Source organism: Ruegeria sp. HKCCA0235A, from assembly GCF_013033235.1.
In the GTDB taxonomy this organism is placed as follows: Bacteria; Pseudomonadota; Alphaproteobacteria; order Rhodobacterales; family Rhodobacteraceae; genus Ruegeria.
In genome coordinates this window covers 25,327-50,841 of record NZ_WQDQ01000008.1, presented here as the reverse complement: position 1 = coordinate 50,841, position 25,515 = coordinate 25,327, and the positions used below count along the sequence as shown (strand labels likewise).

The window sequence follows — 25,515 nt, the reverse complement described above, 5'->3', positions numbered from 1 at the left end:
ATTAAGGTCGCCTAGTCCCAGCCACACTACAACGGAGGTTCTGATTGAGGCGGACAAAGGTAGATGCGTACAAAGCAAGCTGCAACAACTTGTGGAAGCCATTGTGGCGGTGTGAGCTTCGTTTTCTAGCTATCAAAATTCGGGAATATCAAAAACATACAGTCGCGATTTATCGGCATCATCTGTCAGGATGTAGAGAAGTCCATTGGACTCATCGAGGGCGATCCCTTCTGGATGCTTTACAACCTTACGGTCGCCGTCTTTCAAATAAGTTAGTTCTATTGTCTCTGCCGTTCTCGTCTCGGGATTGTACAAAAAGATCTGGCGCCCTTTGTCGCTCAGAATCCACAGTACACCTGAGGACGCAGACCAAGCCAATCCGCTTACATCCAGCTCATCGTCATTTACGCGATCGGACATAAAACCAGATTCGCGATCCAAGGGGGTTATTTCCTCAATCACCGTCAGCTCTGGTGACAATACCAGCAACAACCGCGGTTTCCCTTCGATGACCACGAATACTCGCCCAGTGTCCGGATCGACTGTGATGCCCTCAGGCCCTTTGTTCAATGGATTGCCGACGAGCATTTCAGCTGCATCCGAATAACCCTTGAGAGTAGCAAGTGGAACCGTTGTCAGTTGAATGGGGTCGGTTGGGTGAACGACTAGAATTGACCGGTCAGTTTCCTGAAGCACCAAAACAGATCCATCTTTTCGCGAAGCGACACCCTCAAGGTCTGATCCCTTCAGTGATGGCAACTTGAAAGAGTTTCCCAATGCCCCGTCGATTCCAAGTAGGTGCAGTTTAGGTTCGGCATCGCTGACAGACCACAAGAAGCCTTCTGCGCTGGAAAGCGACAGACCTGAAGGCTCTGAAAACCCTTCTGATTTGTCTGCGACCTTGAACCTATCGACCAGAACCAAACCAGCACTTTCGGCGCAGGCAAGACCAGCCCATGGCAGGAACGCCGCCGCCAATAATCCGGGCGCAAAAGCGAGCCGTCTAAGTATAAAGAAGCTCCGTGAAATTTCAGGTTTTGACGGAAACAGTTTGATTTCTGCCATTCAGTTTTCTCGCCCGTGAAACACATCCCTTTATCGCGTTCTTATCACAACTCAGATGCGATGTCGGAAGAATGCTCATTGAACTCTTTACCTGCTCCCGCTTGTTGCGATTGAATTGAATGGGGCACGATGTGCCTGTGGTGAAGCCTAAGCCCTTGGCCTGAGCAGGAAGGAAGAAAAGCTGAATACGACATTCCCGTTTAAAACCGTGTTGTTGATGCTGCTGTTGCCAGGCGCTGCGGTGTCGCAAATCGACCCTGCAACGATGCTGGCCGGAGCTTCGGAATCAGAAATTCTGATCGAACGCCAATGGACTCAGTTTCGCGGCAAACAGGAACTGTATTTCTTTACTCTCGATGTGGTGGTCACGATCATTCTGGCTGGCTTGATCGTCTATCATCCGGTGAGACGCAAAGCCCGTAGAAGCATCGGCGACTTGGTCATGCCGAGGCTATTCTTCCTTTATGCTCTTATTGGCATGGCTGTTGGATTCCTGGTGGTTCAGCACGGATCAATGATTGGTTTTGTCATATTTGGCATCGGAGCTTTGCTCAGGTTTCGCTCCAATCTGGATGATCCGGTAGACACTGTTGAAATGATAGTCGTAACTGTTCTTGGTCTTGCGGTCGGTTTGGGCTTGCCGCTGATGGCCACACTGGTGGCGGTTGTATGTTGGTGTTTCATTTGGCTCGGTGGACGTAACAAGGGCGTGGAAATTTCGCTCAAAGCTTCAGACGAAGAACACTCATTGAACGTCAGCGGCGCCATTGAAGCCATGGCCGCGGACGCCGGCTGGAAGCTGATCAGAAAACACCATGTTCCGGGCAAATCCCGAATTTCATTGCTTTTCATTACCTCGGGTGGGCTTTCCGAGGCCCGCATCGAAGAGATGATAAACGATTTGGTCCCTGAAAAAGTTGAGTTGAAACTCAGCCTCTAGTCATTTCACAAGGTCTAAACGTTTCAACACCGCATCCGGGGATCTGATCTCTGTCGGGAGCGACTTGAAGTCGACAGACCTTTCGAAATCCGGCCCTCGATATACTGCTATCCCAAACTCTCCGTTCGGCTGGAAGGTGACATGCGTGAAACTGTGAGGTGACCTGGCGCGATCACCGATTAGCCGCCGCGGGCCACCACCCAAGCAAGCTTGCGAGACATAGGCCACGCCGTCTTTCCAGCCAGGGTAGAAGGCATGATGGTGGCCAGACAGGTGCAGAACGACGCCGCTTTGCAGATAGATTTTTTCAAGCGTCGGGTCACCGATGATTTCGCGTTCGCGCTGGATCGCGAAAGGCCACAGCGGGAGGTGGCTGAAAGTGACAATCGGGTCTCCATTTGCCCCAAGTTGCTCAAGTTCGTCCTGCTGATCCCCGGATAGTGGCCCAAGGGTCGTGGCATCCAAAGACGCAAAGGTTACACCCTGCATTTCAAACGCGTAGAAGAACGGATAGTCATCCGACATCAGGAAGTCGACGTCTGGCTTTCTGGAGCCCCATTCCTCGGCATATATTTTTCTCTCGCGCTCGAACCCGCGATAGGCCGAGGCATCATGGTTTCCTGGCGTGACCGCAAATGGAATTCCGGCAGCCTCCAGCGGGTCTGACACCGCCTTGTGAAACGCTTTCCACATCTCTCTGACCTGTTTGTCTGAAAGGTTGGGGATGCGTTGTCCAGCGACCATATCGCCGGTCGAAATCACCAGATCGGGATCAATCTCGATTATCCGCTTGATCGCCTTTTCGATGCGGGCATCATATTTGACCGAGCCATAGCTGCCGTTCAGATCCGATATGACGATCACATCCAAAGCGGCCGCTTTGCTGGCCAGAACGGCGGTCCAAATGAACGCCGCAACGGTGATCGAACGCTTACGGATCATTGCAGTCCAAGCTCTCTGCCTCGGTATCTTTTTTCAGAAAGAATGCAACAGGGTCCAAGTCAAACACCAGATCGCCATTAGAGCAATTGCTTTTTAGGATGGATGTTGCCAGCGCGGTGTTTTTGACGACCTGCGCAATCTGACGGTCCGACAGCCCAAAACTTTGTGACAACCAGCCGTAAACCGGACCTTGCGTTTGAAGGTCGCTGTTCAACGTAACCAGGCGCCGGTACGTGTTTGGAGAGAAATGCCTCATTTTCTCCAGCATCTGAGTGGATTTTGCAAAGTTGGCATATTCGACGCGCCCACCGGCATCGTTGTCGTTCAGATTGCTGCGACGGATCAATATTGCGTCGGCGGGAACGTCTCCATCATTCGGCTGATGGTGCTTCGTTTTCTTGTGTTTGAGTTTTCCGTCCTCGACCCAATACCAGTAGGGCGTGAAATCAATGTTTCCCACACGGTCCTGCTGGCTGAAGATGAAGTCGAGCAGAACAATCTCGGTAAGCTCCTGCATCCAGAATGCCATCTGCTGGTCGCTGACATCGGGCCCAAGGTCCTTGTTGATCTGCCGATCCTTTCGGCCTTCCCTGACGCCCTCTGCAATGGCCTCGGGCAAGGGTTTTGACGACCGCAAGGCCAGGAAAGCGGGTGTTTCCTGAAAATCGCGATTTTGGCCTTTGCCCCAACCGGATTTACGGGTGCCGTTGATTTCCGAGCCGTAGCGATGACCCGGGCTATCAAGCAGGACACCGTAAATCTGCGTTCGATCTGCGGTGAACAGATCATCCGTCGGTTGGTATGAGTTCGGGTTGGCATCCGCTGCCACGAAGACCCGCCAGCCTTCATGGTTCATGCGCCCGCCATGAGATCCACCGGAAATCGCAAGGCCGGGCTCTGCAACCTCGGTAAGATGCGCCTGAGCGTCCATGCTGCGCCAGACCGCCACCGGAACTTTCACCGTCGCGTCGAAATACCTTGAGAAATGGTAGTAGAGCAGCGACGAGGTGGAAAACGTTCCGCTTGTACCCTTTTGGTTCATGGTGGATTTGAATTTGGCCACTCTGCCCTTGGCCAGTTCTTTTGCCGACTTGCCCTCTTTGCAAGCGTTTCTCTCAAACTCGGAACGGTTCCCCACGTAGGGTCCTTCCGAAATATCGTAGACGGCCATTCCTGGGCTGGTGCTCCAGGTTTTGGGGCAAATAGCGATTTCGGGCGTATAGAAATCGATCTCGCAATAGGCAGTTTCTTCCTCAAGATCGCTTTTCTTATACGCGCCCGTTGGAACTTTTTCGATCCGAATACAGCGCTCAGTAAATCCGTTAGGGCTATCAAAAGTCGTGGCTTCACCCAGAACATCGTCGCTCGCCCACAAGATGGTGGGTGCAATGAAAGCAAGAGACCCCAGAAGATGGAACTTCATTTGAATATTCCTCCGGATATCATCTAGGGCAAATCGCAGCCCGTTTTTCGGCGGAAATCTTCAGATTGGGGTCGACACTGAACTTGGAGAATTTTGAGTCAATCCACTGGTCACACCCGCCTGAACAAGGGGCCCCGTTTCGGGCATCATTCCAATAACCTTTGGCCCTTTCTTCCGTCCAACCGCAAAACTGAACAAGCGCCATTGCCGACAATGCACCCGAGGAATGAACGCCCCACATGCAGTGTACCAGGACAGGGCCCTTTCCAGGGTTTTCAATTACTTCGTGTATGGATGCCATGACGGCACCGGGACGGGAGGATCTGGCGCTCTGATAGTCAAAGGATCCGTTCCCACAACTGGTGCGGCCGTACTGAGTGTTTTTGCCGAAGTCGGCATAAAACCCGGTTGAAAACCCTTTTTCGCACAAGGTTTCGCGTTGAACGTCACTCAGACCCGTTCGATCCTTGTCGCCGCCCTTGAAACCGGATCGATACAACACACCGCTTAAGACTGGGCGGAAGAAAGCGACGCCATCGACCCCTCCGTCGCCACTTTTTGAAAGCATTTGGCTGTTGCTAGGGCCACCGTTTCGGCTGGTGACGTCAGAAGTCGCAGCGGTTGCCAGAACACCAATGAATATAAGTGACGTCAAAAACCGCATGCGTGTTCCTTTCTGTGTTCAGCCCGTGATGCTCACACTTTTCCAGCCGGTAATCTCTCGGAGAGACACATTCACCGTAAACATCTTTGGTGGCGGTTAGCGTCCCGAAGCGAAGCTTCAAATTGGCCACGCCAGATTGATGATAACGACGACCACGAAGTAGGCCAGAACAACTTTCCAATTCCACTGGTGTTTGTTTTCTTCGTTGATCACGCCGGCCGATTTCAATGCCAGGTTTGTGATAATCAAAGCGACAACGATGACCGCCGCATGTGCCAGATCGAAATGCAAACTAGAGCTCCTTTTTTCAGATTTGGGATTGTTGAAAATTGTCAGCAGTCGCCTGATGGCAGCATAGTTACATCTGAATACCTTCCTTCAGATGTCGTGATCCGCGCACATGCGCCGGTATCTTTGTTAAACCAGTAAGAGGTTAGCCCTTCGCTTCGGATAAGTTCAAACCCAAGACTTTGGATGCCCATTTCAGCCTGACCCGCTCTGGCCCCTTCAAATGACGAAAGATCGCTAGAGCTGCCCACAGTTGGTGCACTCGCATCCACTGACCCGCCACTCTCGTCGCATGCTGAGAGTACAGAAATACACACTGTACCGATCACCAAAAAGACTTTGGATTTCATCTGTTTTTTCCTAGCTGATTTGAGTTGCCGTTCCAGGGTTTTCCGTCGATCACCTATTCAATACCGAAAATTACGTTGTAGCCGACGGAAGAGTTGCCGCGGTTGATAACCTCGACAACATGATCACCGGATTGCCACAGCTGCCCTCGATACTCCTTGTCCGCCGACATCAATCCCAACAGTTCAGAACCATCGGGGTTTCGAATAACGTAGTCCAAGGTGCCATTTCGCGGAGCAACGCGAACGTAAAGGAACTGTTCGTTTTTGGCGCCAAGGACGTATTGCTGGGACGCTCCGGGCGCGAGTTGGCCAACGAGTTCGGCGCCAGTTGAACCAGCATCAAATTTGACGCGTCGGCTTTCAGTAGATCCTTCGGCACCGGCCATAGCTCCACCACCATCATCCATCGCCTCGACAACCGACATCTCTCCGATGCTTCCATCCTTGTACGCGATGCATCGCCAAAGTGTCCCACCTGCGTCACGTAGCATGACCAGTGTGCCAGCTTCGGAAAACTCTGAGCTCTCAATCGTACCGGATTGACCGTCTGGCCCACCAAGTTGCCGTAAATGATCGATACACGCGTCATCGGCTTCCGACATTGCAAGAGCAGCTGTGCCCGAAATTGCAAACATGGGTGTGAGGAGGTTCAGTAAACGGAGTTTCATCAGATTGTCCCCTGTTGGCTAATCCTTACAGTGTTCTTCTGTGCAAAGCGGAACATCACTTCGCTTCCCGCAACTTGGACAGAAACTCATCGCATGCCTGTGCGCTTCCGACGATCTCGTCCGTCGTTTCAATTCCTTGCAGGGATGCCATCTCGGAATTCACGCGATTGAGGATCTGATCCGCTTGCTCGGCGGTGATCAGATTCTCGGCTTGTGCGCCTTTCAATGTAGAGCAGACACCGGCGGACAAGCCTGTCGCAACGCCGACACCCATCGCGGCACCTCCACCCAAGGTCATCGCCCCAACCACGCCGAGGACGAGCCCGATCACGATACCCAAGATCACTTTTCCCATGTTTTCCTCCCTTTTGGTGAGAATGCGTTCGGCGTTCACTACTGCCGCAAACTGCGTACCCATTTGCAAATCAAGACCAGCGCTAGAAGATTGAAAACCGGTGCGAGCGCCGCGAACCACGGTTTGGTCGACTCCGAGACCAAGTCCGCTAGAAGTATCCAGGGCAACCCCAACGGCAAAAGGAACACCCCGGACAAAGGGTCTTTTTCTTGCCCCAACCAGCCAAATGTACCCGTCAAGAACGCAACCAACGCCAACAGGTAAAGGATCGCGAATATGATAGTGGCTATTCTACAAACCAAGTCGAGCATTCCGATGAGCGAGCCAGTGCTGCGCGGCCGTGTTCAGCCACGCACCAAACAGGTCACAATGCGCCTTCGTCGCCCAGGAACTCGATACCGGCTGTGGCGCCATCACTGTAAGCAATACAGTTCCATGGGGCACGATCCTCGCCAACGCCGACGGTGACCTGGGTTCCCGCCTCGCTAAACGCAGACGACAGAACAACGACTTGCGAATTGTTCGTTGTGTTGGCCACGTCTCGCAAACACGCTTGCTGAGCGGGCGTGAGCTCGGCAGACGCGCTTGATGTACCCGTATCGTCGCAGGCCGCAAGCAGTGCGAAACATGTCGTGCCTGCAACCATCACCATCTTGTTGGTCATTTTCTTCTCCCTCTGGTTCGTTGATCTCAATTGAGTTGGAAGCGACATTTTTTAAGCTCCAGCGTCTATGCGCCCAATAGAACATACCTCGATATGGTGACTGCCGTTTGCAAAAGACTCGCCATTCAAGGTTTGGCCGGCAGAACAATATTGCGTTGATCGCATGCACTGCCAACAACGCGTGACCGCACTGGAAAAGCTGGAGCGAACGTTGGAAGAAGAGCTAGTGCTTTGAGTCTTGGCATCGCGTTCTCCCAACGCTCGATCATTGAAAACGCCTTCCGACTGCCAGCACTCACTCCGGCAGTCGGAAGGGCCCGGTAAATCGGGCGACAGCGACAACAACGGAGGTAAAATAAAGTTGCGTCGAATTCTCATATTTGAATCTTATTTTTCATAAATCAATATTTTTTCCGCGCGTAAATTTCTCTAGGCTTTCGTGCGAAAGGCTTTTGCTTTCAAACAAAAAGAATGTGGGGATTTTCGCAAAAGCGAGTGTTCCCTACGCGGCCAAGCGTTTTTGACGCCGCCAAGCAACGACGAAGGGACAAAAACATGGGATTCGTTGAAGCAGTAAAAACGTGTTTTTCGAAATATTTCCAGTTCTCTGGTCGGGCTTTACGATCAGAATACTGGTGGTTCTTCTTGTTCGTGGTTCTCGTGAGTGCCGTATTAGCTGTGCTGGATACGATCATATTCGGGACCAATCCCGAAACGGGGCAGGGATCTCGGGTTTTGTCCTCTGTTTTCCAACTGGCCGTTCTTATTCCCATGCTAGCCGCCGGTTGGCGGAGGCTGCATGATACAGGGCGACCTGGCTGGTACTTGCTGCTGCCGATGGCGCTTAGCATTACAACGCTTTTTGTTATGCTGGGTGGGGTGGCGTTCTTCTCGGTATTGGAGCAAGGAACGGAAAACCCCGATACACTACGAGGACCTGCGGCAGTCTTGGGCGCAACCGGCATTGTTGTTTTCTCAATTCTTCAACTGGTTCTGTCCATCCTGATGATCTGGTGGCTGACACGACCTTCCCAAGAAGGCGCAAACGAATACGGCGCACCTGTTTCCTGATCTGGCTGTCCGGGCGGTGGGCCCGACGCTCTGCTGAAAGAAAGAGCCAAATGCAACGCCGTGGAGAGAGAAAGAATGAATTTCAAGCCGATTTCCGTTGGAGCGCTGATGATGGCAATGGCAACCACAGCATCGGCGGAGTGGTCGTTCAGTTCCGGGCCTAGTCCCAATGCATTTATTCAGACCGGAAACATGACGCTGGAACTTCAGTGTAACCGTATCCGCTTTGCTCCGGCTGGATATGAGGACAGCCAGGACATTGTGCAGAAGCAGGGGCTTTCCATTCGATTTTTGAAGAACGGCACCACCGAAGTTGGGGCATTTCAGGTTGGCGCAGAAAACGCTGCCGTGCAGATCGTCGACAACTATCCCGTCGAAGTCAGTTTCAATAGTCAAGAGGACTATGGTTTTGTACTGGACCAGCTTGCGGCCAATGCATCGGTTAATCTGTCCATGATTGATCAAGATATCAGCTATGGAATCTTTGACTTGAAAGGTTCCAGCGCGGCAATTCAGTCCCTTCGTTCCGCCTGCGATTCAGGTGCTCGTCAGGGGGCCTCCTACGAAGCGCCCGAAGGCATCGCCTATTGTGGTGGCGGAGCGGTAGAGCGCGTGATCGAACCGGTAATTTTGGACACTCCGGACGGGGAGTGGGACGCGCGAGTATCGGTCAATGGCGAGTTGATCAGAGCCATGACCGCCTATAGTTACTTTGGAAACTCTAAGCCGCCGGTCGGATTTGTCGTCGCCCTGCTTGGGGAAGACAGGTCCGAGTTTCTGATTTTTAACGAAGGCGCGGAAAACTGGCTGGAATACGGAGACTTCAGATATGATCAATGCAATTGACGCCGCCTTCCAATCAGTTTCCCCAATAGAGCACCAGCTGAAGTATTTGGTTTCCGGGATCGTACTTGTTTCGGGACTAGTTTGGACCTCACCAGCTGTCGCGGCTGATGTATCGCAACTTCCGCCCGGTTTGCAGGCGAAGGTTGATCTGGCGGCACGAGCCTGCGCGGAGTTCAACGACGGTCAGTTTGACATAGCCTGGGGCGCGGTTGAAAGGGTCGATCTCGACGGAGATCTACAACGCGACTGGGTTCTGAATGAGTCTGGTTTTGCGTGTTCGAGCGCCGCATCCCTTTACTGTGGTACCGGCGGATGCATGTCGCACTTTTGGGTTAGCGAAGAGGTGCATTCCTTGCTCAACCAAGGCTGGACGGTCGTTGATTTTGGGCGCCAACGTATTGTCCTTGCGGACGTGCATGGATCCGATTGCGAGGGAATAAATCCGACGCCATGCGTCAGCGCCAGTGTTTGGGATGCCGAAGCCAAGACTTGGCGCTCGTCTGCTGGAAGCTGGGAGTAAACTGTTTTTTGTGTTTAGCAACTGTGCCAGAGGACCTTGTTTGTTCCTGGGGTTCTCTGGAGCATGCAGATCTATGGGAAAGCTGTGACCAAACACCGCGCAGATTTATGGGTTAGGTTCTGCGGTTTTTCTTAAGTCACAGGGCGGCCTATACCCTTCAACCGCAGGTAAATCCCCACGACCTCAGACAAAAGAACAGATGACGAGGAGGCAACAGCGGCAGTTCAGAGTGGTCGGCTCCCGCTGCATTTTGAAGCCTCAGCATGTGCTTCCCCACAAGTTCTGCGTCACGACACCTCAGGTGGTACCAGTATTTATCGAGCTGATCGGCAGCTCTTCTGGCTTTCATTTCAGCGAGCTTGGGCGACTTCGTGCGAAGGGAAGGCACGCGAGCAGCAACCAGACCACAGCCATTGGCAACTTGCCGATTTTGGGAAGGACGGGAATGGATGTAGGCATCACAGTGTTCGAAAACCAAGTCCCCGTTTTTGCAACACGTCGCGCCCCTGGAACAAGGGACGGCTGTTGGTACAGAAGCGGCTATTGCAGCCAAAGCAGGCTTGGGTCATTCGCCCCCGGCTTGAACTCGCAAAAACCTAAGAAAGTTTGTTCTGTTCCATCGTGCAATCGACAGCAAGTTGTGTGGATGCCGTCGACAACACAGATCGCGTAGGACAGCGGTGAAACACCCAAGCACGCGAAACACTCTATTCGAAATCCCACATTTTCACAGATCTGCTGTAATCCAGTTGGGAGCTCGGCACCTGATCCGTGGCAGGCCAATTGCTCACGCTTGGGGCTTGGCCTTTTGCACAGTTTGCCCGCAGGTAGGGCAGTGATCGGCCTGTGACACGGTCTCAGCATGCACGCGGTTTCGGATATGATCGGCAGCGCGACGCGAGAGACCCAATTGCTTGCGAACGGCTTCAATAACGGCTTCGTCCGCGTCGCAGATATCGCCGTCTTCCAGGGCCTTTCGAAATTCACGTTCCAGGCTGGCCCGTCGGCGGTGCAACTGGTCGTTCAGGCCGCTGGCAATGATCCCTGCGGGCAATGCGGCCATCCCAATGCCAATCACCGTAATCGCAGCGCCGAAGATCTTACCGGCAACTGTCACGGGCGTCACGTCGCCATAACCAACGGTCGTAAGCGTTGCCATCGCCCACCACATCGCCGCTGGGATCGATCCGAATGCCTCCGGTTGCGCCTCGTGCTCTGCCAGCCAGGCACCGCTGGCAGCAAAGATCAGCATCACCATCAGGATGAAAAAACCTGCAAAAAAGGCGCCGGCCTCTTCCTCAAACACAGCGAGCAGCATTCCGAGTGCAGGCGAGTACCGCGTGAGTTTGAGGAGCCGCAACATGCGGAAGGTCCGCAACAGACGCAGATCAACCGGGAAGATCAAATAGAGCAGCGCAGGTAAAATCGCTAATAAATCGATGATGGCGATCGGGGAGACGGCCCAGGCAGCGCGCGTTTTGTAACTTGGATTTTCGGTGGCGACCCACAGCCTTGCCGCGTATTCGACCACGAATACGAATAGAGAAAAACCCTCAAAGAGGTTCAGCGCCAGGCCCCAACGGGTATATATGGAGTCGACCGTCTCCAGGATAACGGCGGCCACGTTCAGTGTGATGAGGGCAATTAGAGCTATTTCAAGCAACCATGGACCGGTGGCCGCCCTGTCCGGGCGCTCGAGCCACCAATAGACTTTCCTTTTTAGATAGCCCGAATTTGTAACTGCCTCACTCATGCCGAAATTGCGTCCAGGCGCGCGTCAGGGGGATCGCGATTTGCGATAGCAAGGCTGTGCCCCAGATCAGATTGCCAACCAACGAGGGAACATGGGGGACGATAAAGAAACAGGCAATAGCCAGAACGATCCCAAATACCCGCACATCCCAGCGCCCAAAGTCCGATGCAAGACGGTGTTCAATAACGTTCTGGAGCACCCAAAGCATGGCGATATATCCTGCAAGGCCGAAACAGCCAATGGCGGCATATTCGGTCGGGTATGGCTCCCAAAAACCGACTTTGACCTCGGCAGCTAAGGCCACGCCTACCATGACGCCGCATAACATCAAGATCAGATGCGCAAGCCACCAGATGACCAATGTCGACACCTTCTTGTCGTTGGGCTTGGCGTTGCCGACAAAGTCAAAATAAATCCAGCACATGACGAACATCGAAACGCCACCGATGACGAAATTAACAAGCACATCAAGTGAGACTTTGTAGATGCCTTTCTCGGACAAAGTTACGACGAGTTTGAAGAACCCTTCGCCCAGAACGATCAGTGTCAGCAGAGCAAACCGTTCCGCCATATGGCCAAGGCGCGGGACGAAACGTTCGAAGCGCAATACAGTGAGGCCTGGGATCATGTACATCGCCTGCGTGGCCACCATTGCGGCAGCAAACACCCAATAGGCCAAGGGTGTTGGCAGAAATGCCGTGATGGCAAAGATCACCGCAAAAACCGAAAAATTCCGGATCTGGGCCGTCGACATGGACTCGCCAGATGAATTGGCCCGCCGGGCGCGATAGTACAGCGCCGCGAGCATGGCCCTGTTCGCTGCAAATCCTAACGCGAAGAAAACCCAACCCTTGCCGTCAATAGCCGGGATCGCCGCTGCCATGAACATCACCGTGCAGATCATCACGGCCATAATCAGCCGGTGCCAGAAATCGGTGCTGACGAAGATCGAGTTGAATATGCTGAGTTCGCCCCACGCGTACCAGAGCGTGATGAAGATACCAGCGAACACAAGAAACCCATGCAGATCGAGATGATGCGACAAGTAATTGCCCAGCAGAAAGATCGTCACGACATGGATCAGGTCGTAGAACAGCTCGGCCCAGTGGACATGATCATGTGCATGGTCAAGGTCCTGGTGATGTTGGGGCTTTCGCCACATGGGGTGGTCATGCAATGCCATAAATTGGGAACTCTTCAGGGTTGAAAGGCTGTGGTGGCCGACAAGCGGCCACCCAGATTGAGTTTCACTATAAGATGAAGGTTGTCGCGGAGACTTTCGTCATGCAACCCCCACAATGGTTGTTCAGCGATGGCATGCCAGGCAATACCTGTTCGATCGTGGGTTTATTGCGCTGGCAGTGCCCGGTATCCACGGATGTCACGCGGCCCTGTCGTCTCGTAGATGCAGCAGGATGCGTGCGTAGTTTTCCTCGCCCTGCGCGCCGGTCACAAGGTGACGTTTGCCGAACACCATTGCGGGCACACCCTGAACTCCTCGGCTGATCCAGAATTGCTCTTTCTGGCGCACGTGATTGGCCCGATCTTGGCTTTGCAACATGTCCAACGCATCCGCGCGGTTCAGCCCGATGCCAGCAGCCGCATCGGCCAGAACCTGTATGTCCGAGACGTTTTCGCGGCGTGTAAAGAACGCCGAAAAAAGGGCCTGCTTCATTTCATGGCCTTTGCCTTGCTCGGCGGCCCAGTCAATCAATTGATGCGCACGGAAGGTGTTATACATCCGCATGTCATCGGCGTAATTGAACGTGAACCCCAGTGCCGCGCCCATCTCGGTCAGGCGGGCTCGTGCCTTGATCGACCCTTCCAACGTCGTCCCGTATTTCGATGCCAAGTGTTCGCGCAGGTTCTCACCACCCTCGGCCATCTGCGGAATCAACTCGAATGGATGCCAATGGATATCCAGTTCGGTCTGAGTATCGCGCGCGGCTTCCCGTAACAAACAGATGAAAAAGCACTCACATCCTCACGTGTGAAGACCGCCCATTCCAACAGACGGTGCTGCAACTCGTTGAGCCTCTGTGGGTCCGCGTTATCCCCGACCGGTGTGTCCTCATAGTAGGGCTTGAACGCGTTGAAGATGTCTTCCTCTTCATTGGCGAAATCGAGGACAAAGGTTCGTGACTTACCCGGTGCCATGCGGTTTTGCCTGGAGAGGGTCTGAACAGCCTGAACTCCTGCCAACCGTTTCACGACATACATGGTTTGCAGCAGGGGCTGGTCGAAACCTGTCTGATACTTCTCAGCGGCTAGCAAGACCCGGAACTGATCGCCATCAAAAGTCTCGGGTAACTCGGCTTCCGGTAGACCATTGTTCATCCCCACTTTGGTAAATGAGCTTTCTGGTAGCTTTGCATCACGACAACGCAGGTGATACCAGTACTCGTCCAGCTGATCGGCTGCTCTTCTGGCTCTTGCTTCAGCGATCTTGGGCGATTTTGTCCGTAGCGAATACGTGATCCGAGGCGACGTGTAGTGGTTTCTCAACTCTTTCGGGATACGGCGGCTGAAGTAGAAAACACCATCTTTGATGAAGGTGAATGGGCGCGAAATGGTCTCCGACATGGTCTACGGCTCCTAGCAGTGGCTAAAAGCTGAAGCGATAACAATGTGTTAGCTGAGGAGATGGTGCCCCCACACGGACTCGAACCGCGGACCTACTGATTACAAATCAGTTGCTCTACCAGCTGAGCTATAGGGGCACTGGCTGTCGATTACTTCCTCTGGCAGTAGACTGCAAGCCTGAATTTTAGCCCAAACTTAGACATTGCCCGATTTCCTGAGAACGTGCAAAAAAACGCTGAATTCATCCGTTGCAAATATCTCGCGAGTGGTAACGGACGCGGCTATGCAGAAAAGCCAAGGGGTAAAGGAAAAAATGCAGGTTGCCATACACGCCGGTGTTGCCTTTTCGGATGAAGGGCTGGTGATGTCCTCGCTTGGCGCGAACAGGAGCGTACTTGCCAAATACCGAACTGCGGTTCTGGGGCCGCGTCGGTCCCGGCTATTCGTCAAAGTGATGTCTGACTCGATTCTGCAGGGTGTATCTGATGCAGACGCACGGAACAGATTGTCCGAGCTTGTGGCCGGAAACCAGAATCTGGACCGCGTGGTTGTGTCGAGTGACAAGTTCTTTGGCCCCAGGCGCACCGCGCTGCAAGACGGCCAGATCTATCCGTTTGCGGGGAATAGAACAGCCCATACGGACACTCTGCTGGACGGCGTGCAGGTTCAAGTGTTTGCAGGGCTGGTGAACCCCGGGGTTTTTATCCCAAAGATTCTGGCCTCGATCCATGAAGACCATCGGCGGGACATTCTGGCCAGCACCGATTTAAGCTGCCTCAGCTGGCTTGGCATGATCGAAGACCTGCGGGATCTTGCGCCTCAGGTTCAGCTCACCTTGTGGGAACACGAGAATTCCCCGCTTATCTGGGGCGATATCATCCGCGCCATAGCGGGACTGCCTGACGAGGCTGTGCTTCATGAAGAGTTTGCATTCCTGTCCTCCCTTTTGACAGAAGCCGGACAACGTCATGTATTGGACATCGTGAGAAAAGGGGACGCCATCGATCACGGCCGCCGACGTGAAGAGATGGCGAATATTCTGGACGAATACGCCCGGCCGGAGCAAATCGAAGAAGAGCTCGATTTACCGGGCTGGAATTCCGACATAGTTGAAGCGTTCACAGAGCTTTACGAGCAGGATCTGGCCACGATCCGGTCCATGCCGAACGTTCATGTTCTGCAAATCTGATTGGTTTGCGCAGTGCCGTTGGATTGGGTGCACAGATGGTGCGAAGGTAGCTTTTTTCGCGAATCCAGCGTGATGGCAGGAACGCATGGGTATTTGGGGCCCTGCTGAACATCAGGCCACGAACTGGTGGTCTTGCGGCGACGTGTTGACACGGAAACCCTGCCGATCAACGGATTAATATGACGGACCATGGCGTTCGACCAAATTGATCATCCGGTTTTCCGCAGAATGGCTTCAACTGACCGGTTCATTTGTTTGGCACAATTCATCAGGCAACTAAGTAATCTCGCAATATCCCGTTGAACAGTTCAGCTTTTTCCAGATGCGTCGCATGTGCAGAGTTGGGTATCACCGCTAGGTTTGCATTCGGGATGGATTGCCACAGCTGTTCCGTCTGACTCCATGGGTAGGTGCGATCACGATCCCCCCAGACAATCAGCGTCTTCGTCCTGATTGCCGGCAGGTTTTCAGCGCCGCTCCAGGAATGCATCGCATCCAAACCTGACAGCATGGCCTTCAGGTTGCTTTTCTGGGCTATCGTGGCGCAAAGTTCATATTCCAAGGCTTTTTCGCGTTCGAGAAACCAGGTTGCCGCAATCCGCCGCGCCGTCACTTTCGGCCCGTCTGCACAGGCACGGGTTTTCGAGGTGTCGATGGTCTCAAACCGCCCGGGCAGCACACCTACGGACCCGGTGCCATAAAGAACCAAACGGTCAACACGCTCGGGCGCACGGGCAACCATTTCCTGCGCGACCATTCCACCCATCGAGTGACCAACCAGGTGGAATGTCTCGATGTCGCGCGCCTTCAGCTCATTCAGCGCCCAGTCCGCGAATCCCGAGATGCTGCAAAACGCGTCACGTTGCGCATTTTCGCCAAAACCCGGCAGATCCAGCGTGATGACATCGTAACCTTGCAAAGCCTCGACCTGCCGCTGCCATTGCCGACTGCCGCCCAGGAACCCGTGAACAAACACGATGGGTGTCATTTCCGGCCGCCCTGCACAATCCGATCGAGGATCATGGCACAGAACAGGATTGAGAACCCTGCAAGAATACCCTGGCCCACATTCGCGTATTGCAACGCTTCAAGAACATCCTCGCCCAGCCCCTTGGCACCGATCAGAGACGCAACAACAACCATTGCCAGTGACAACATGATTGTCTGATTGATCCCCGCCCGGATCGACGGGCTTGCCAGCGGCAAGTCGACTTTGGTGAGCAGGTACCATTTGTTGGCGCCGAAACTGATCGCCGCCTCGCGCACGCTTTCGGGCACGCCACGCAAGCCGAGAACGGTCAGGCGCACCACGGGCGTACCACCGAAAATCATCGTGACCACGACTGCCGCCGGCTTGCCGACACCAAAAAACGCGATCACGGGGACCATGAAAACAAAGGCGGGCATGGTTTGCATGAAATCCATGATCGGCTGGATGAAAGCGTAGAACCGAGGGCGACGCGCCGCGAACATGCCCAGTGGAATTCCGATGACAATCGACAGGCACGCCGCTGTCCCCAACAAGGCCAGCGTGGTCATTGCGCCCTCCCAAAAGCCCAACAGCCCCATATAGGCCAGAAACGCGCCCGAATAGATTGCCGTGCTGACGCCCGCAGTCAGCCATGTCAGCAGAATGATGAGACTGGCGATCACGATCCATGGCGTCTGCACCAAGATGACCTCAAGCGCGTCCAGCAGGGTACGGATACCGAATGTCAGCCCGTCAAAGAACGCTTCGCTGTTGCGCACGCACCAGGCGATGAAGTCTTCCACCCAGGTGATGCTGGTCAGGCGGATATTGGGGTCTGTCGGGAAATGGCTGAGCAACGAGAAACGCCCCGGAAAGCTGTAATGCATCATCGCCGCAGCAACGATCAGCGCCATGAAGATCGCGCTGAACACGATCTGCGATACCGGCATTGCAGATCGGATTGAACGATCTGACAGCCATTCCGAGAAACGCGCCTCGAGCGCCCAGTTTGCCACCTGTGACTGAACAAGCTTGACGATGATCAGAATGATCAGGCCGGTCAGAACGATGTAAGGCCCTTCAGCGGCCATTGCTTCGGCTTCGGCGCGGATGCCGCCTATGTTTTCCTCGAGCGAGTCCACCGTCCGCTGATAGACGTCGATCTTGTCCGAGTTGTTTTCGATGGCAGCGGCCAACTGCTGTCGGCGCAGCTCAAGCGTCCCTTCAATTGACGCGATGCGTTCCATTGCCTCGGCCGCCAAGTCGCCGAACATCCCGCGCGCGATCTGCACATAGGCTATTGTTTCGAGGATCAAAAATGGCAGCGCCCATGACCACAACCCCCGTGCACCGAACCAGACCGGGCCAAACAACCCGGCCATCAGATTGAAAGTCGGCGTAAATCGGGACGAAGCGCCGATCTTGTCGAAGTTGCGGATGTAATAGTCGGGGCTGGTGCGAACGAAGGCACGGATGTTTTCGCGCCGCTCTTCGGCATATGCCAAAGCGGCCTCGTTCTCGGTATCTTCCAGCGGGTTCACATCTGAAGAACTCATGACACTTCGGTTCCTTCGATCACGGTGCGCAACAGATCGGCACGGGTTATGACGCCAACATCCACGCCGCCGTCCTCCACAAGGATCGCGCTGTCGGTGTCGATTGCCAGATTGATCAGCGTGCTCAGGTTTTCGCCTTCATTCACACGCGGGGCGTCCGAGGGCAGAGGACCATGGGTCGCGACATGTTCCGGTATGGGCCGCATGACCGCGTGGGCACGCACCACCTTGAGCCTTGAGATACCCGCCACGAAATCGGCGACATAGTCATCGGCGGGGTTCATGACGATGTCTTCGGCCGTTCCGATCTGCACCACCTTGCCGTCGCGCATGATCGCGATCCGGTTCCCGATGCGGACGGCTTCATCCAAATCATGGGTGATGAAGATCGTCGTCTTTTTCAGGATTTTGCTCAGTCGAATGAACTCATCCTGCAATTGCCGCCGGATCAACGGGTCCAAAGCCGAGAACGGTTCGTCCATCAACAACACATCCGGGTTCGCTGCCAGTGCCCGGGCAAGGCCCACACGTTGCTGCATACCCCCGGACAGCTCGTGTGCGAATTTCGATCCCCAGGCTCCGAGTTCGACGATATCCAGAATAGCAGCGGCCTGACGCATGCGTTCATTCTTGCTGACCTGCCGGATCTCCAGCGGCATTGCGACATTGTCCAGCACAGACCGATGCGGCATCAGCGCAAAGTTCTGAAAAACCATACCGATCTTGTTGTTGCGAAACTGCTGAAGCTCTTTCGGACCCAGAGCCATCACGTCAGTGCCCTCGATTTCGATCTTGCCCGCGGTAGGCTCCAACAGCCGGTTGAAATGGCGGACCAGAGTGGACTTCCCGCTGCCTGACAGGCCCATGATGCAGAATATCTCGCCCCGGTTGACCGAAAGACTGACATCCGCGACGCCGACAACACAGTTGTATTCCGCCAGCACCTGGGCCTTGTCCAATCCACGGTCGCGGATTGCCTGCAGCGCCACATCGGGCCTGCCCCCGAAAATCTTCCAGACATTCGAGATTTCAATAATGGTATCGTCGCTCATAAGTCCCCCAGAGGTCTGCTTTTGGGTGGCGCCAACAGATGCCGCCACCCTGTTTCTGGAAGCTCGATCAGAGGCCCAGCCAAGCGTCGACACGATCAGGGTTCGCCTCGACCCACTCGCGTGCAACCTCTGCCGGATCACGGCCCTTGCCGCTGATCTCATAGGCGAACTCGCTGACATCATCCGCCGTCAATGCGAAATTCGCCAAGAAATCGGCAATCGCCGGAGAACGCTCTGGCAGCGTGTTGGACCACGCAATCTGCACGTTCTTGAGGGCGTCCTTGGTCGCAACATTGGATTTGTTGTACCAGTCCGGGTCATCAGACGGTTGGACCATCACGTATTTTGCCGGGTCGAATTGTGGCTCGGTCAACATCTGGACGTCGAACATGTACCAGACGGCATGCGGCTTGTAGCAATAAAAGGCGTAGCCTTCGCCCTTGGCGATGCTGTCCTTGATCCGCGCGGTTTTCACGCTTTCCTCGGCACGTATCGGCTCAATGAAATCAAGTAAACCATAGTCGCGGGTTTTGACTTCGTTCACGTTGGCCGAAGCCCAACCCGGCGCGCCAATCCACATTTCACCTTTGCCATTGCCGTCACTGTCCATCAATGCGGCCACATCCGGGCGGCCCAGATCGGCGATGTCGGTGATGTTGTTGGCTTCACCAAAGTCTTTGCTGACGCAGAAACCCTGATTGCCCTCGTAGGGGTTCGATGACAGGGTGACGGTGCCCGCTTCGTCCACATATTTCTTGGTGAAGCTTTCCTGGTTGGGCAGCCAAACGTCGGGATGAACGTCGATGTCGCCCTTGCCCTGATCCATCGCCTGAAAGATCGTGGCGTTGTTGCCGGGCACATATTCCACTTTGCCCCCGATGCGCATTTCCACGACCGCGCCAAGCACATGGGCAATCGCCTGTGCTCCGGTCCAGGATGGCACGCCGATTTTCACTTCTTCGGCTGCGAATGCCGGCACAGCGCAGACGCTGAGCGCAGCAGCCATCCCCAGCTTTTTCAGATTGGTTCTCATGGTCTTCTCCTCTGTTGAAATGCACCGTGGTTCGGCGTCGTTTTTTCCGTCGTTCGATTTTCCTATCGCGCAATAGGGGCGCGCCAACATGCCTTTGGCGACACATTCGGACGGAAGGCTGAAACAAGACCAACCGCCAGACCCTGCCCGGAAGTCTAGAACAGGAGCTTTTCCGAGAGCCAATTCGAACATTTCATCAAACTATTCTGTTTCTGCATAGTTTTCTGTATCGTTGCTGAAGATGCTCTTTCACAAGCGGGGATACGCATTGGATTTGAATTGGCTACGCGATTTTGAATGCCTCGCTCGGACCTTGAACTTCACCCGTGCGTCTGATGAACGCAACATCACGCAATCCGCATTCAGCCGCAGAATCAAAGCCTTGGAAAGCTGGGTGGGGTTGCCTTTGGTCAATCGGGCAACCTATCCGGTTCAATTGACCGAGGCCGGCAAACAATTCCTGCCTGTTGCCCAGGCGGCAATTTCACAGCTGTCTGAATCCCGCCAATCCCTGCGGGACGCCGACCGGGGCGACAGTCGGTTCATCCGGTTTTCGGTTCTGCACACCATAGCGGTTAATTTTTTGGCAACCCGCATAGAAGAGTTGCAAAAGCAGATCCCCGATTTGCGCACGCGGGTCCTGTCCGATTCTCTGAGCACCTGCTGTGATCTTTTGGTCGAAGGCGCGGTGGATATCCTGCTGTGCTACTATCACCATACTGTCTCGCCCATGATCGACGAAACCGCGTTCGAGCGAAAGGATCTGTTGAAGGACCGTCTGATCCCGGTGGCTGCCACTCAGCCGGTGCGGGCACTGGGTTGGGATTTGTCCCGGCAGGATGGCCCACCGATCCCCTATCTGGCCTATGACCGATCGTCCTTCTTGGGCATGGTCGTTGAAAACACCGTTGACCGGAAACCCCAGAATACCGAAACGATATATGTCGATAGCCTGGTCGAGACGATCAAGCGAAGATTGATGACTGGCAGCGGATTTGCCTGGATGCCCGAAACGTCGATCTCGGCGGAGCTGGATCAGGGGTTGCTGGTGCCGGTCGGTGATGATGCATGGTGCGCGACATTGACGATTTCAGCCTTTTCCAATCCGGCCAGCTTGGATCAGATCGCGTACCAGCTTTGGCAGCGGTTGTGACCGGACAAAACCATTATGGGCCCAGCGACTGCCGTTGAAAAAGCCCTACGCTAACTCGCATTGCAGCCCGTCTGAGAAAAACTGACGATCGCGCGGACCAGCAGATCGACCGTGTCCACTGCATTGGCGTCGTCCGCGACGCTGTCGGCAATGAGGGAAAACTCGGAGCAAGCGACAAACTGCAAGTCTGCCCCCGCCTCGACCAGTGCCTTTGAAGACGCGCGCAGCGTTTCGCGCGCCTTGTCGCTTTGGCCATCGACCTTGATCGCGCGGATCGCGGCCAGCATCGCGTCGTCATCCGTGGACCAAACGGTCGACAGCCCGCGCGCTTGCAGGGCTGTTTCGAAAAGACAAGTACGGCGCACCGCCGGAGACGCGAGCACACCAACGCACCCACCCTTCCCGAGTGTCCCGGCGGCGTGATCCGCAGCCAGATCAACCATATTCAACAGCGGAACGGTCACGGCATCGGTGATCGCCTTGGCATAGTGATGCGCCGTGTTGCAGGGCATTGCCAGCGCCACGGCGCCGGCATCCTGAAGACGTCGCGCCATCGTCGCCAGTGTCGGCCCCGGATCTTCGCCCGACCCTTCGATCAGATGCGCGATCCGCGATGGCACCTGTGTGTTCATGTCGATCAGAAGCGGAATGTGGTCCCGATCATCGCGCACCGGTACAGCCTCCACCAGCTTGCGCTGGAGGAGGATCGTTGCCTCGGGGCCCATGCCGCCAAGAATGCCGATGGGGCGCAGCATCATTGCTCAGATATTCACCCAGCGGTTTTTGTGATCGAACGCAAAGTCATACCCCGCCAAAGCCGCGGCGCCGCCCGTATGAAGGAAAACGACCCGCTGGTCTTTGAACTCGCCTTTGCGCGCCAGATCGATCAGGCCCGCAGCGCCCTTGGCCGAGTAGCAGGGATCCAGAAGGATACCTTCCAATTCAGCAAACATCTGGATCGCTTCGATGCCGCTTTCAGTGGGCAGTCCATAGCCTTCACCGACATAGTCGGTATTGGCCATGACATCTTCGCGTTTTACCACGCCTGCGCACCCCAGTTTTTCGGCTGTCTTGCAGGCGAGGTCGTAAACCATCTGTTCCTGCTTTGGCTGAGGTGCCCTTGTCCCGATGCCAAGCACCGGCACCTGCGCATTCATGGCGCACATTCCTGTCACCAAACCTGCCTGCGTACCGGATGACCCGGTTGCATGTACCAGACGGTCAATCCGCAATCCCCTGTCATTGGCCTGCCCCAGCAGTTCAAAGGCCGCGTTTACATAGCCCAGCGCCCCGGTCGGGTTCGAGCCGCCGCCGGGAATGACATAGACATTGCGGCCTTCTGCCCGTTTCTTCGCGGCAGCCTTTTCCATTTCGCCCGGCATATCGTGACCCCCGGGAAACTTCTGGGTGGTCGCGCCGTGCAAGTGGTCCAGCAGGACATTGCCGTTTGTATTGTAGTTGCCATCTTGATAGCCGGTGCGATCTTCCAGAAGAACATGGCAATCAAGGCCCAGCTTGGCGGCAAACGCTGCGGTTTGTCGACCGTGGTTGGTTTGGGTGGCACCTTGCGTCATCACCATGTCGGCGCCCTGCGCTTCTGCTTCGGCCATCAGAAATTCCAGCTTGCGGGTCTTGTTGCCGCCGGTTGACATGCCGGTGCAATCGTCGCGCTTGATCCAGATTTCCACCCCCAGTTCTTTGGAAAGCCGCTTCATCGGTTCAAGCGGTGTCGGAAGATGGGCGAGGTGAAGGCGGGGAAAGCGCGCAAGATGCATGTCACAATTCCTAATATTGATTTTCGTCAATTTACGCTGTGTGTTGCCGCTCTGCTAATTCGAAATTCAGTAAGTATGTTGCAAAAATTGCATATTAGTAAGGTCTGGGCTATCTGGTTCACATGCGTTTGGAATGGATCGACGACATATTGGCCGTGCTGGACAGCGGATCGCTGACGCGCGCCGCGGAAAAACGGCTGCTGACCCAATCTGCCTTCACCCGTCGGGTGCGGCTCATCGAAGGCAGTATCGGTGCGACCCTGTTTGATCGTCGCCGCAAACCCGTATCCCTGATGCCGGGCGTTCAGGCGTTGGAACCTGAACTGCGCGAACTGAGCGCGCGTCTGCACAAACTGCGTCACAGTTTGAAAACAGAGAGCGATCAGGCCAGCCAGTCTTTGTCGCTCGTGTGCCAGCATGCGCTGACGACAACCGTCTCGCCGAAGGTGGTCCGGATGTTGACCGAAAACAGCGATATCTCGGTTCAGGTGCGATCGGGGAACCAGGACGAATGCCTGTTGCAACTGATCTCGAAAGAAGTTGATTTCGCGATCATGTACGCTGCATCGGGCGGCGTTGTGCAGAACCTCGAAAGTGCGTTTGAGGCAAAGACGCTTGGTGCCGACACATTGATCCCGGTATGCGCACCGGCAATGCGCGGGGAATTGGATGGCAAGACCATTCCTGCGATTGTCTACCCGCCTGATGTTTTTCTTGGGCAAGTGTTTTCCCAGTTGATTGCACTGCGGTTGCCCGACGAAACCAGACTCGTGGCCAAGGCCGAGACGGCCCTGACGCTGGCGATGCTGCATTGTGCCGTGAAGGAAATCGGCGTTGCCTGGTTGCCCTATTCTTTGGTCGCCACGCCGCTTGCTCAGGGACAGCTTGTAAGCGTTGAAGACGCCCTGCCTGCGCAGGCGCTGACAATAAGAATGGTCCGTTTGGCCGAAGCGAAGCCAGAGTTCAGTGAACAGATTTGGCAACGTCTTGCCGGGCAATCGCAAAGCTTTTGGTTGTCGCAGGATCAAAGCGACGAGGCGACCTGAGCCGTTCACCGAGAAAGGTGCCGGGCCTGCCGATTAGCATCGGAAGAATACGCAACGGAATAGTGGCAAAACCGAGCTGGATGTATCTAACCTGTGCTGAAATGACAGCAACAGGGCAGGTCAGCGGATGTTCGGGAAGGTATTGAAAACGGGTATAGGTGTCGTGGTTCTTGGCATCGTGGGGCTGCTTGGTTATCTGCTGATCGCCCCGCCCGATTTGTTGAAAGTAGGCACGAATTACTCGGCCAAGATTGTCTGTTCGAATGTTTTCATTGCCGGACGTGATCCGGAAGAGGTCCTTGCGGTGGATGTGCAGGCCCCGGGGCATCCGCTGCTCAAACATGTTTCGATTGAGGTCGATCGAGAGGCGCAGACTGTTCATGCGCGACTCTTTCGGTTCTTCGCGCCCGCCACATCGCAGTTCCGGCAGGGGCTTGGCTGCACCAACGTGCAGGCTACATCCCTGAGTGCGCTAGGGCTTGAGGCCGCCAAGCCCGCGCCGGCAGGTCTTTGGCCAACAGGAAACGACGTTGCGCAGTCTCAAGATCCCAAAATTCAGGCCGTCTTGTCGGATGATACGCTGCTTGGCGAAGGGTACCGCGCCGTAGTGGTGGTTCAAGGCGGGCGCATCGTGGCCGAACGCTATGCGGAAGGGTTCGACGCCGACACACCGTTGCTGGGCTGGTCCATGACCAAGACGGTCACGGCCGGGCTGATCGGAACGTTGATCAACGCGGGTCAGATGAATGTATCGGACACCCTTGTCGACAGCTTTCCCGAATGGGCAGAAGACGCAAGGCGAGACATTACTGTTGCGGACATGCTGGCGATGACAAGCGGTCTGCAATGGAATGAAGAATACGGAGACGTGTCAGACGTGACCAGGATGCTGTATCTCAGCAATGACATGGCCGTTTTCGCTGCCGACCGTGCACTGGAAGCCGGCATTGGAACCGACTTCAACTATTCCTCCGGCACGTCCACCGTGTTGTCCCGGGTGTGGCAGGACAAGCTGGCCGATGGCGGTTTCAGCTATCCTCGGGATGCGCTTTTTGAACCGCTTGGCATGGCTTCGGCGATCATCGAGACAGATGTCGCCGATACATTCATCGGATCCAGCTATATGTACGCCACGGCCCGAGACTGGGCGAAGTATGGCCAGTTTCTGCTGCAAAAAGGGGTTTGGGACGGCGCACAGATTTTGCCCACAGGTTTTGTGGACTGGATGTTCGAACCCGTTGCGGCGTCTGGTGGGGAATATGCCAAAGGTCATCTTTGGTTGAAATCGCCGGGCGACCTGCCACCGTTTGAAGACGCGGTTTGGTTGCAAGGGCATGACGGTCAGTCCATCGGAATTTTCCCGTCGCGTGACATGGTCGTCGTGCGGATGGGGCTTACACCTTCACGGGTGGGCTATTCTTCTTTGCCCTTGGCGAAAGCGCTTATTGCGGCTTTCGGGGGGTAGGGGATCGAACATTCCCATCGACGCACCGCCCGACATTGCGGCGGGCATCGCCCGTAGGGCAGGACACTGGGTCGCAGATCGGTATCTTGCACGCCGGCACAGTTTGGTATACCGCCGCATACAAATTCAAGGTGCCGGGCTTTC

General features: G+C 55.0%; 26 protein-coding genes and 1 tRNA gene. 8 read left to right on the top strand and 19 right to left on the bottom strand.

The annotated features are described in order from the left end of the window. Positions 1-132: 132 nt before the first annotated feature. Positions 133-1,065, bottom strand: coding sequence for an SdiA-regulated domain-containing protein (locus GOW56_RS14465; protein WP_171206329.1), 933 nt, complete (start codon positions 1,063-1,065; stop codon positions 133-135). 214 nt (positions 1,066-1,279) lie between these two features. On the opposite strand from GOW56_RS14465, the gene GOW56_RS14460 reads away from it, so the two are divergent. Continuing rightward, positions 1,280-2,005 carry a DUF4956 domain-containing protein gene (locus GOW56_RS14460; protein ID WP_217358825.1) on the top strand — a complete coding sequence of 242 codons (726 nt, stop codon included), beginning with the start codon at positions 1,280-1,282 and terminating at the stop codon, positions 2,003-2,005. Here GOW56_RS14460 and GOW56_RS14455 read toward each other — a convergent pair whose 3' ends face one another. The 7 genes from GOW56_RS14455 to GOW56_RS14425 all read right to left on the bottom strand — a co-directional run bounded on the left by GOW56_RS14455 (position 2,006) and on the right by GOW56_RS14425 (position 7,359). Next, positions 2,006-2,947, bottom strand: a complete 942-nt coding sequence (locus GOW56_RS14455) for a metallophosphoesterase (protein ID WP_171206327.1) — start codon at positions 2,945-2,947, stop codon at positions 2,006-2,008. Further along, a complete protein-coding gene (locus GOW56_RS14450; RefSeq protein ID WP_171206326.1) occupies positions 2,937-4,370 on the bottom strand; it encodes a hypothetical protein in 1,434 nt (477 codons plus the stop codon). The genes GOW56_RS14455 and GOW56_RS14450 overlap by 11 nt, the downstream gene beginning before the upstream one ends. A gap of 781 nt (positions 4,371-5,151) precedes the next feature. Then, entirely contained in the window at positions 5,152-5,325 is a 174-nt protein-coding gene (locus GOW56_RS14445; protein ID WP_171206325.1) for a hypothetical protein, read from the bottom strand. Between the two features lie 41 nt (positions 5,326-5,366). Next, the gene (locus tag GOW56_RS14440) at positions 5,367-5,672 is read right to left on the bottom strand and encodes a hypothetical protein (RefSeq protein ID WP_152456654.1); all 306 of its coding nucleotides are present in this window, start codon (positions 5,670-5,672) and stop codon (positions 5,367-5,369) included. 53 nt (positions 5,673-5,725) lie between these two features. Beyond that, positions 5,726-6,340, bottom strand: a complete 615-nt coding sequence (locus GOW56_RS14435; protein ID WP_171206324.1) for a hypothetical protein — start codon at positions 6,338-6,340, stop codon at positions 5,726-5,728. Positions 6,341-6,395: 55 nt separating this feature from the next. Next, the gene (locus GOW56_RS14430; RefSeq protein ID WP_152456656.1) at positions 6,396-6,695 is read right to left on the bottom strand and encodes a hypothetical protein; all 300 of its coding nucleotides are present in this window, start codon (positions 6,693-6,695) and stop codon (positions 6,396-6,398) included. A gap of 364 nt (positions 6,696-7,059) precedes the next feature. After that, the gene (locus tag GOW56_RS14425) at positions 7,060-7,359 is read right to left on the bottom strand and encodes a hypothetical protein (protein WP_152456658.1); all 300 of its coding nucleotides are present in this window, start codon (positions 7,357-7,359) and stop codon (positions 7,060-7,062) included. A 555-nt stretch (positions 7,360-7,914) separates the two neighbouring features. Between GOW56_RS14425 and GOW56_RS14420 the strand changes: the two genes are divergently transcribed. The 3 genes from GOW56_RS14420 (at position 7,915) to GOW56_RS14410 (ending at position 9,796) form a co-directional block, all read left to right on the top strand. Continuing rightward, positions 7,915-8,430 (top strand): DUF805 domain-containing protein, encoded by a 516-nt coding sequence (locus GOW56_RS14420; protein WP_171206323.1) that lies wholly within the window; start codon positions 7,915-7,917, stop codon positions 8,428-8,430. Positions 8,431-8,505: 75 nt separating this feature from the next. Continuing rightward, positions 8,506-9,276 (top strand): hypothetical protein, encoded by a 771-nt coding sequence (locus GOW56_RS14415; RefSeq protein ID WP_171206322.1) that lies wholly within the window; start codon positions 8,506-8,508, stop codon positions 9,274-9,276. Continuing rightward, entirely contained in the window at positions 9,260-9,796 is a 537-nt protein-coding gene (locus tag GOW56_RS14410; protein ID WP_171206321.1) for a hypothetical protein, read from the top strand. The genes GOW56_RS14415 and GOW56_RS14410 overlap by 17 nt, the downstream gene beginning before the upstream one ends. 787 nt (positions 9,797-10,583) lie before the next feature. On the opposite strand, the gene GOW56_RS14405 is transcribed toward GOW56_RS14410, so the two are convergent. From GOW56_RS14405 to GOW56_RS14380, 5 genes are all read right to left on the bottom strand, one after another. Then, complete coding sequence (locus GOW56_RS14405; protein ID WP_171206320.1) at positions 10,584-11,549, bottom strand: ion transporter; 966 nt, start codon at positions 11,547-11,549, stop codon at positions 10,584-10,586. After that, a complete protein-coding gene (locus tag GOW56_RS14400) occupies positions 11,542-12,732 on the bottom strand; it encodes a low temperature requirement protein A (protein ID WP_171206319.1) in 1,191 nt (396 codons plus the stop codon). Before GOW56_RS14400 ends, GOW56_RS14405 begins: the two co-directional genes overlap by 8 nt. Before the next feature lie 198 nt (positions 12,733-12,930). Then, the gene (locus GOW56_RS14395) at positions 12,931-13,446 is read right to left on the bottom strand and encodes a DsbA family oxidoreductase (RefSeq protein ID WP_254447233.1); all 516 of its coding nucleotides are present in this window, start codon (positions 13,444-13,446) and stop codon (positions 12,931-12,933) included. Further along, on the bottom strand, positions 13,443-14,132 hold the full coding sequence (locus GOW56_RS21850) for a DUF6538 domain-containing protein (protein ID WP_254447232.1): 690 nt from the start codon (positions 14,130-14,132) through the stop codon (positions 13,443-13,445). Before GOW56_RS21850 ends, GOW56_RS14395 begins: the two co-directional genes overlap by 4 nt. A gap of 61 nt (positions 14,133-14,193) precedes the next feature. After that, a tRNA-Thr gene (locus GOW56_RS14380) sits at positions 14,194-14,269 on the bottom strand. Between the two features lie 146 nt (positions 14,270-14,415). Between GOW56_RS14380 and GOW56_RS14375 the strand changes: the two genes are divergently transcribed. Further along, on the top strand, positions 14,416-15,321 hold the full coding sequence (locus GOW56_RS14375; protein WP_171206318.1) for a hypothetical protein: 906 nt from the start codon (positions 14,416-14,418) through the stop codon (positions 15,319-15,321). A gap of 268 nt (positions 15,322-15,589) precedes the next feature. Here GOW56_RS14375 and GOW56_RS14370 read toward each other — a convergent pair whose 3' ends face one another. The 4 genes from GOW56_RS14370 to GOW56_RS14355 all read right to left on the bottom strand — a co-directional run bounded on the left by GOW56_RS14370 (position 15,590) and on the right by GOW56_RS14355 (position 19,932). Further along, positions 15,590-16,309, bottom strand: a complete 720-nt coding sequence (locus tag GOW56_RS14370; protein ID WP_171206317.1) for an alpha/beta fold hydrolase — start codon at positions 16,307-16,309, stop codon at positions 15,590-15,592. Beyond that, a complete protein-coding gene (locus tag GOW56_RS14365) occupies positions 16,306-17,847 on the bottom strand; it encodes a proline/glycine betaine ABC transporter permease (protein ID WP_171206316.1) in 1,542 nt (513 codons plus the stop codon). The genes GOW56_RS14370 and GOW56_RS14365 overlap by 4 nt, the downstream gene beginning before the upstream one ends. Beyond that, a complete protein-coding gene (locus GOW56_RS14360; protein WP_171172607.1) occupies positions 17,844-18,899 on the bottom strand; it encodes a glycine betaine/L-proline ABC transporter ATP-binding protein in 1,056 nt (351 codons plus the stop codon). The genes GOW56_RS14365 and GOW56_RS14360 overlap by 4 nt, the downstream gene beginning before the upstream one ends. 67 nt (positions 18,900-18,966) lie before the next feature. Next, the gene (locus GOW56_RS14355) at positions 18,967-19,932 is read right to left on the bottom strand and encodes a glycine betaine ABC transporter substrate-binding protein (protein ID WP_171206315.1); all 966 of its coding nucleotides are present in this window, start codon (positions 19,930-19,932) and stop codon (positions 18,967-18,969) included. 268 nt (positions 19,933-20,200) lie between these two features. On the opposite strand from GOW56_RS14355, the gene GOW56_RS14350 reads away from it, so the two are divergent. Beyond that, the gene (locus GOW56_RS14350; protein ID WP_171206314.1) at positions 20,201-21,085 is read left to right on the top strand and encodes a LysR family transcriptional regulator; all 885 of its coding nucleotides are present in this window, start codon (positions 20,201-20,203) and stop codon (positions 21,083-21,085) included. Between the two features lie 50 nt (positions 21,086-21,135). Here the strand turns inward: GOW56_RS14350 and GOW56_RS14345 are convergent, their stop codons facing one another. Further along, positions 21,136-21,840 carry an aspartate/glutamate racemase family protein gene (locus GOW56_RS14345; protein WP_171206428.1) on the bottom strand — a complete coding sequence of 235 codons (705 nt, stop codon included), beginning with the start codon at positions 21,838-21,840 and terminating at the stop codon, positions 21,136-21,138. 6 nt (positions 21,841-21,846) lie between these two features. After that, on the bottom strand, positions 21,847-22,860 hold the full coding sequence (locus GOW56_RS14340) for a D-cysteine desulfhydrase (protein ID WP_171206313.1): 1,014 nt from the start codon (positions 22,858-22,860) through the stop codon (positions 21,847-21,849). A 122-nt stretch (positions 22,861-22,982) separates the two neighbouring features. Here GOW56_RS14340 and GOW56_RS14335 point away from each other — a divergent pair, with 122 nt between their 5' ends. Continuing rightward, on the top strand, positions 22,983-23,906 hold the full coding sequence (locus tag GOW56_RS14335) for a LysR family transcriptional regulator (RefSeq protein WP_171206312.1): 924 nt from the start codon (positions 22,983-22,985) through the stop codon (positions 23,904-23,906). Positions 23,907-24,033: 127 nt separating this feature from the next. After that, positions 24,034-25,371, top strand: a complete 1,338-nt coding sequence (locus GOW56_RS14330; RefSeq protein WP_171206311.1) for a serine hydrolase — start codon at positions 24,034-24,036, stop codon at positions 25,369-25,371. Positions 25,372-25,515 lie beyond the last annotated feature (144 nt).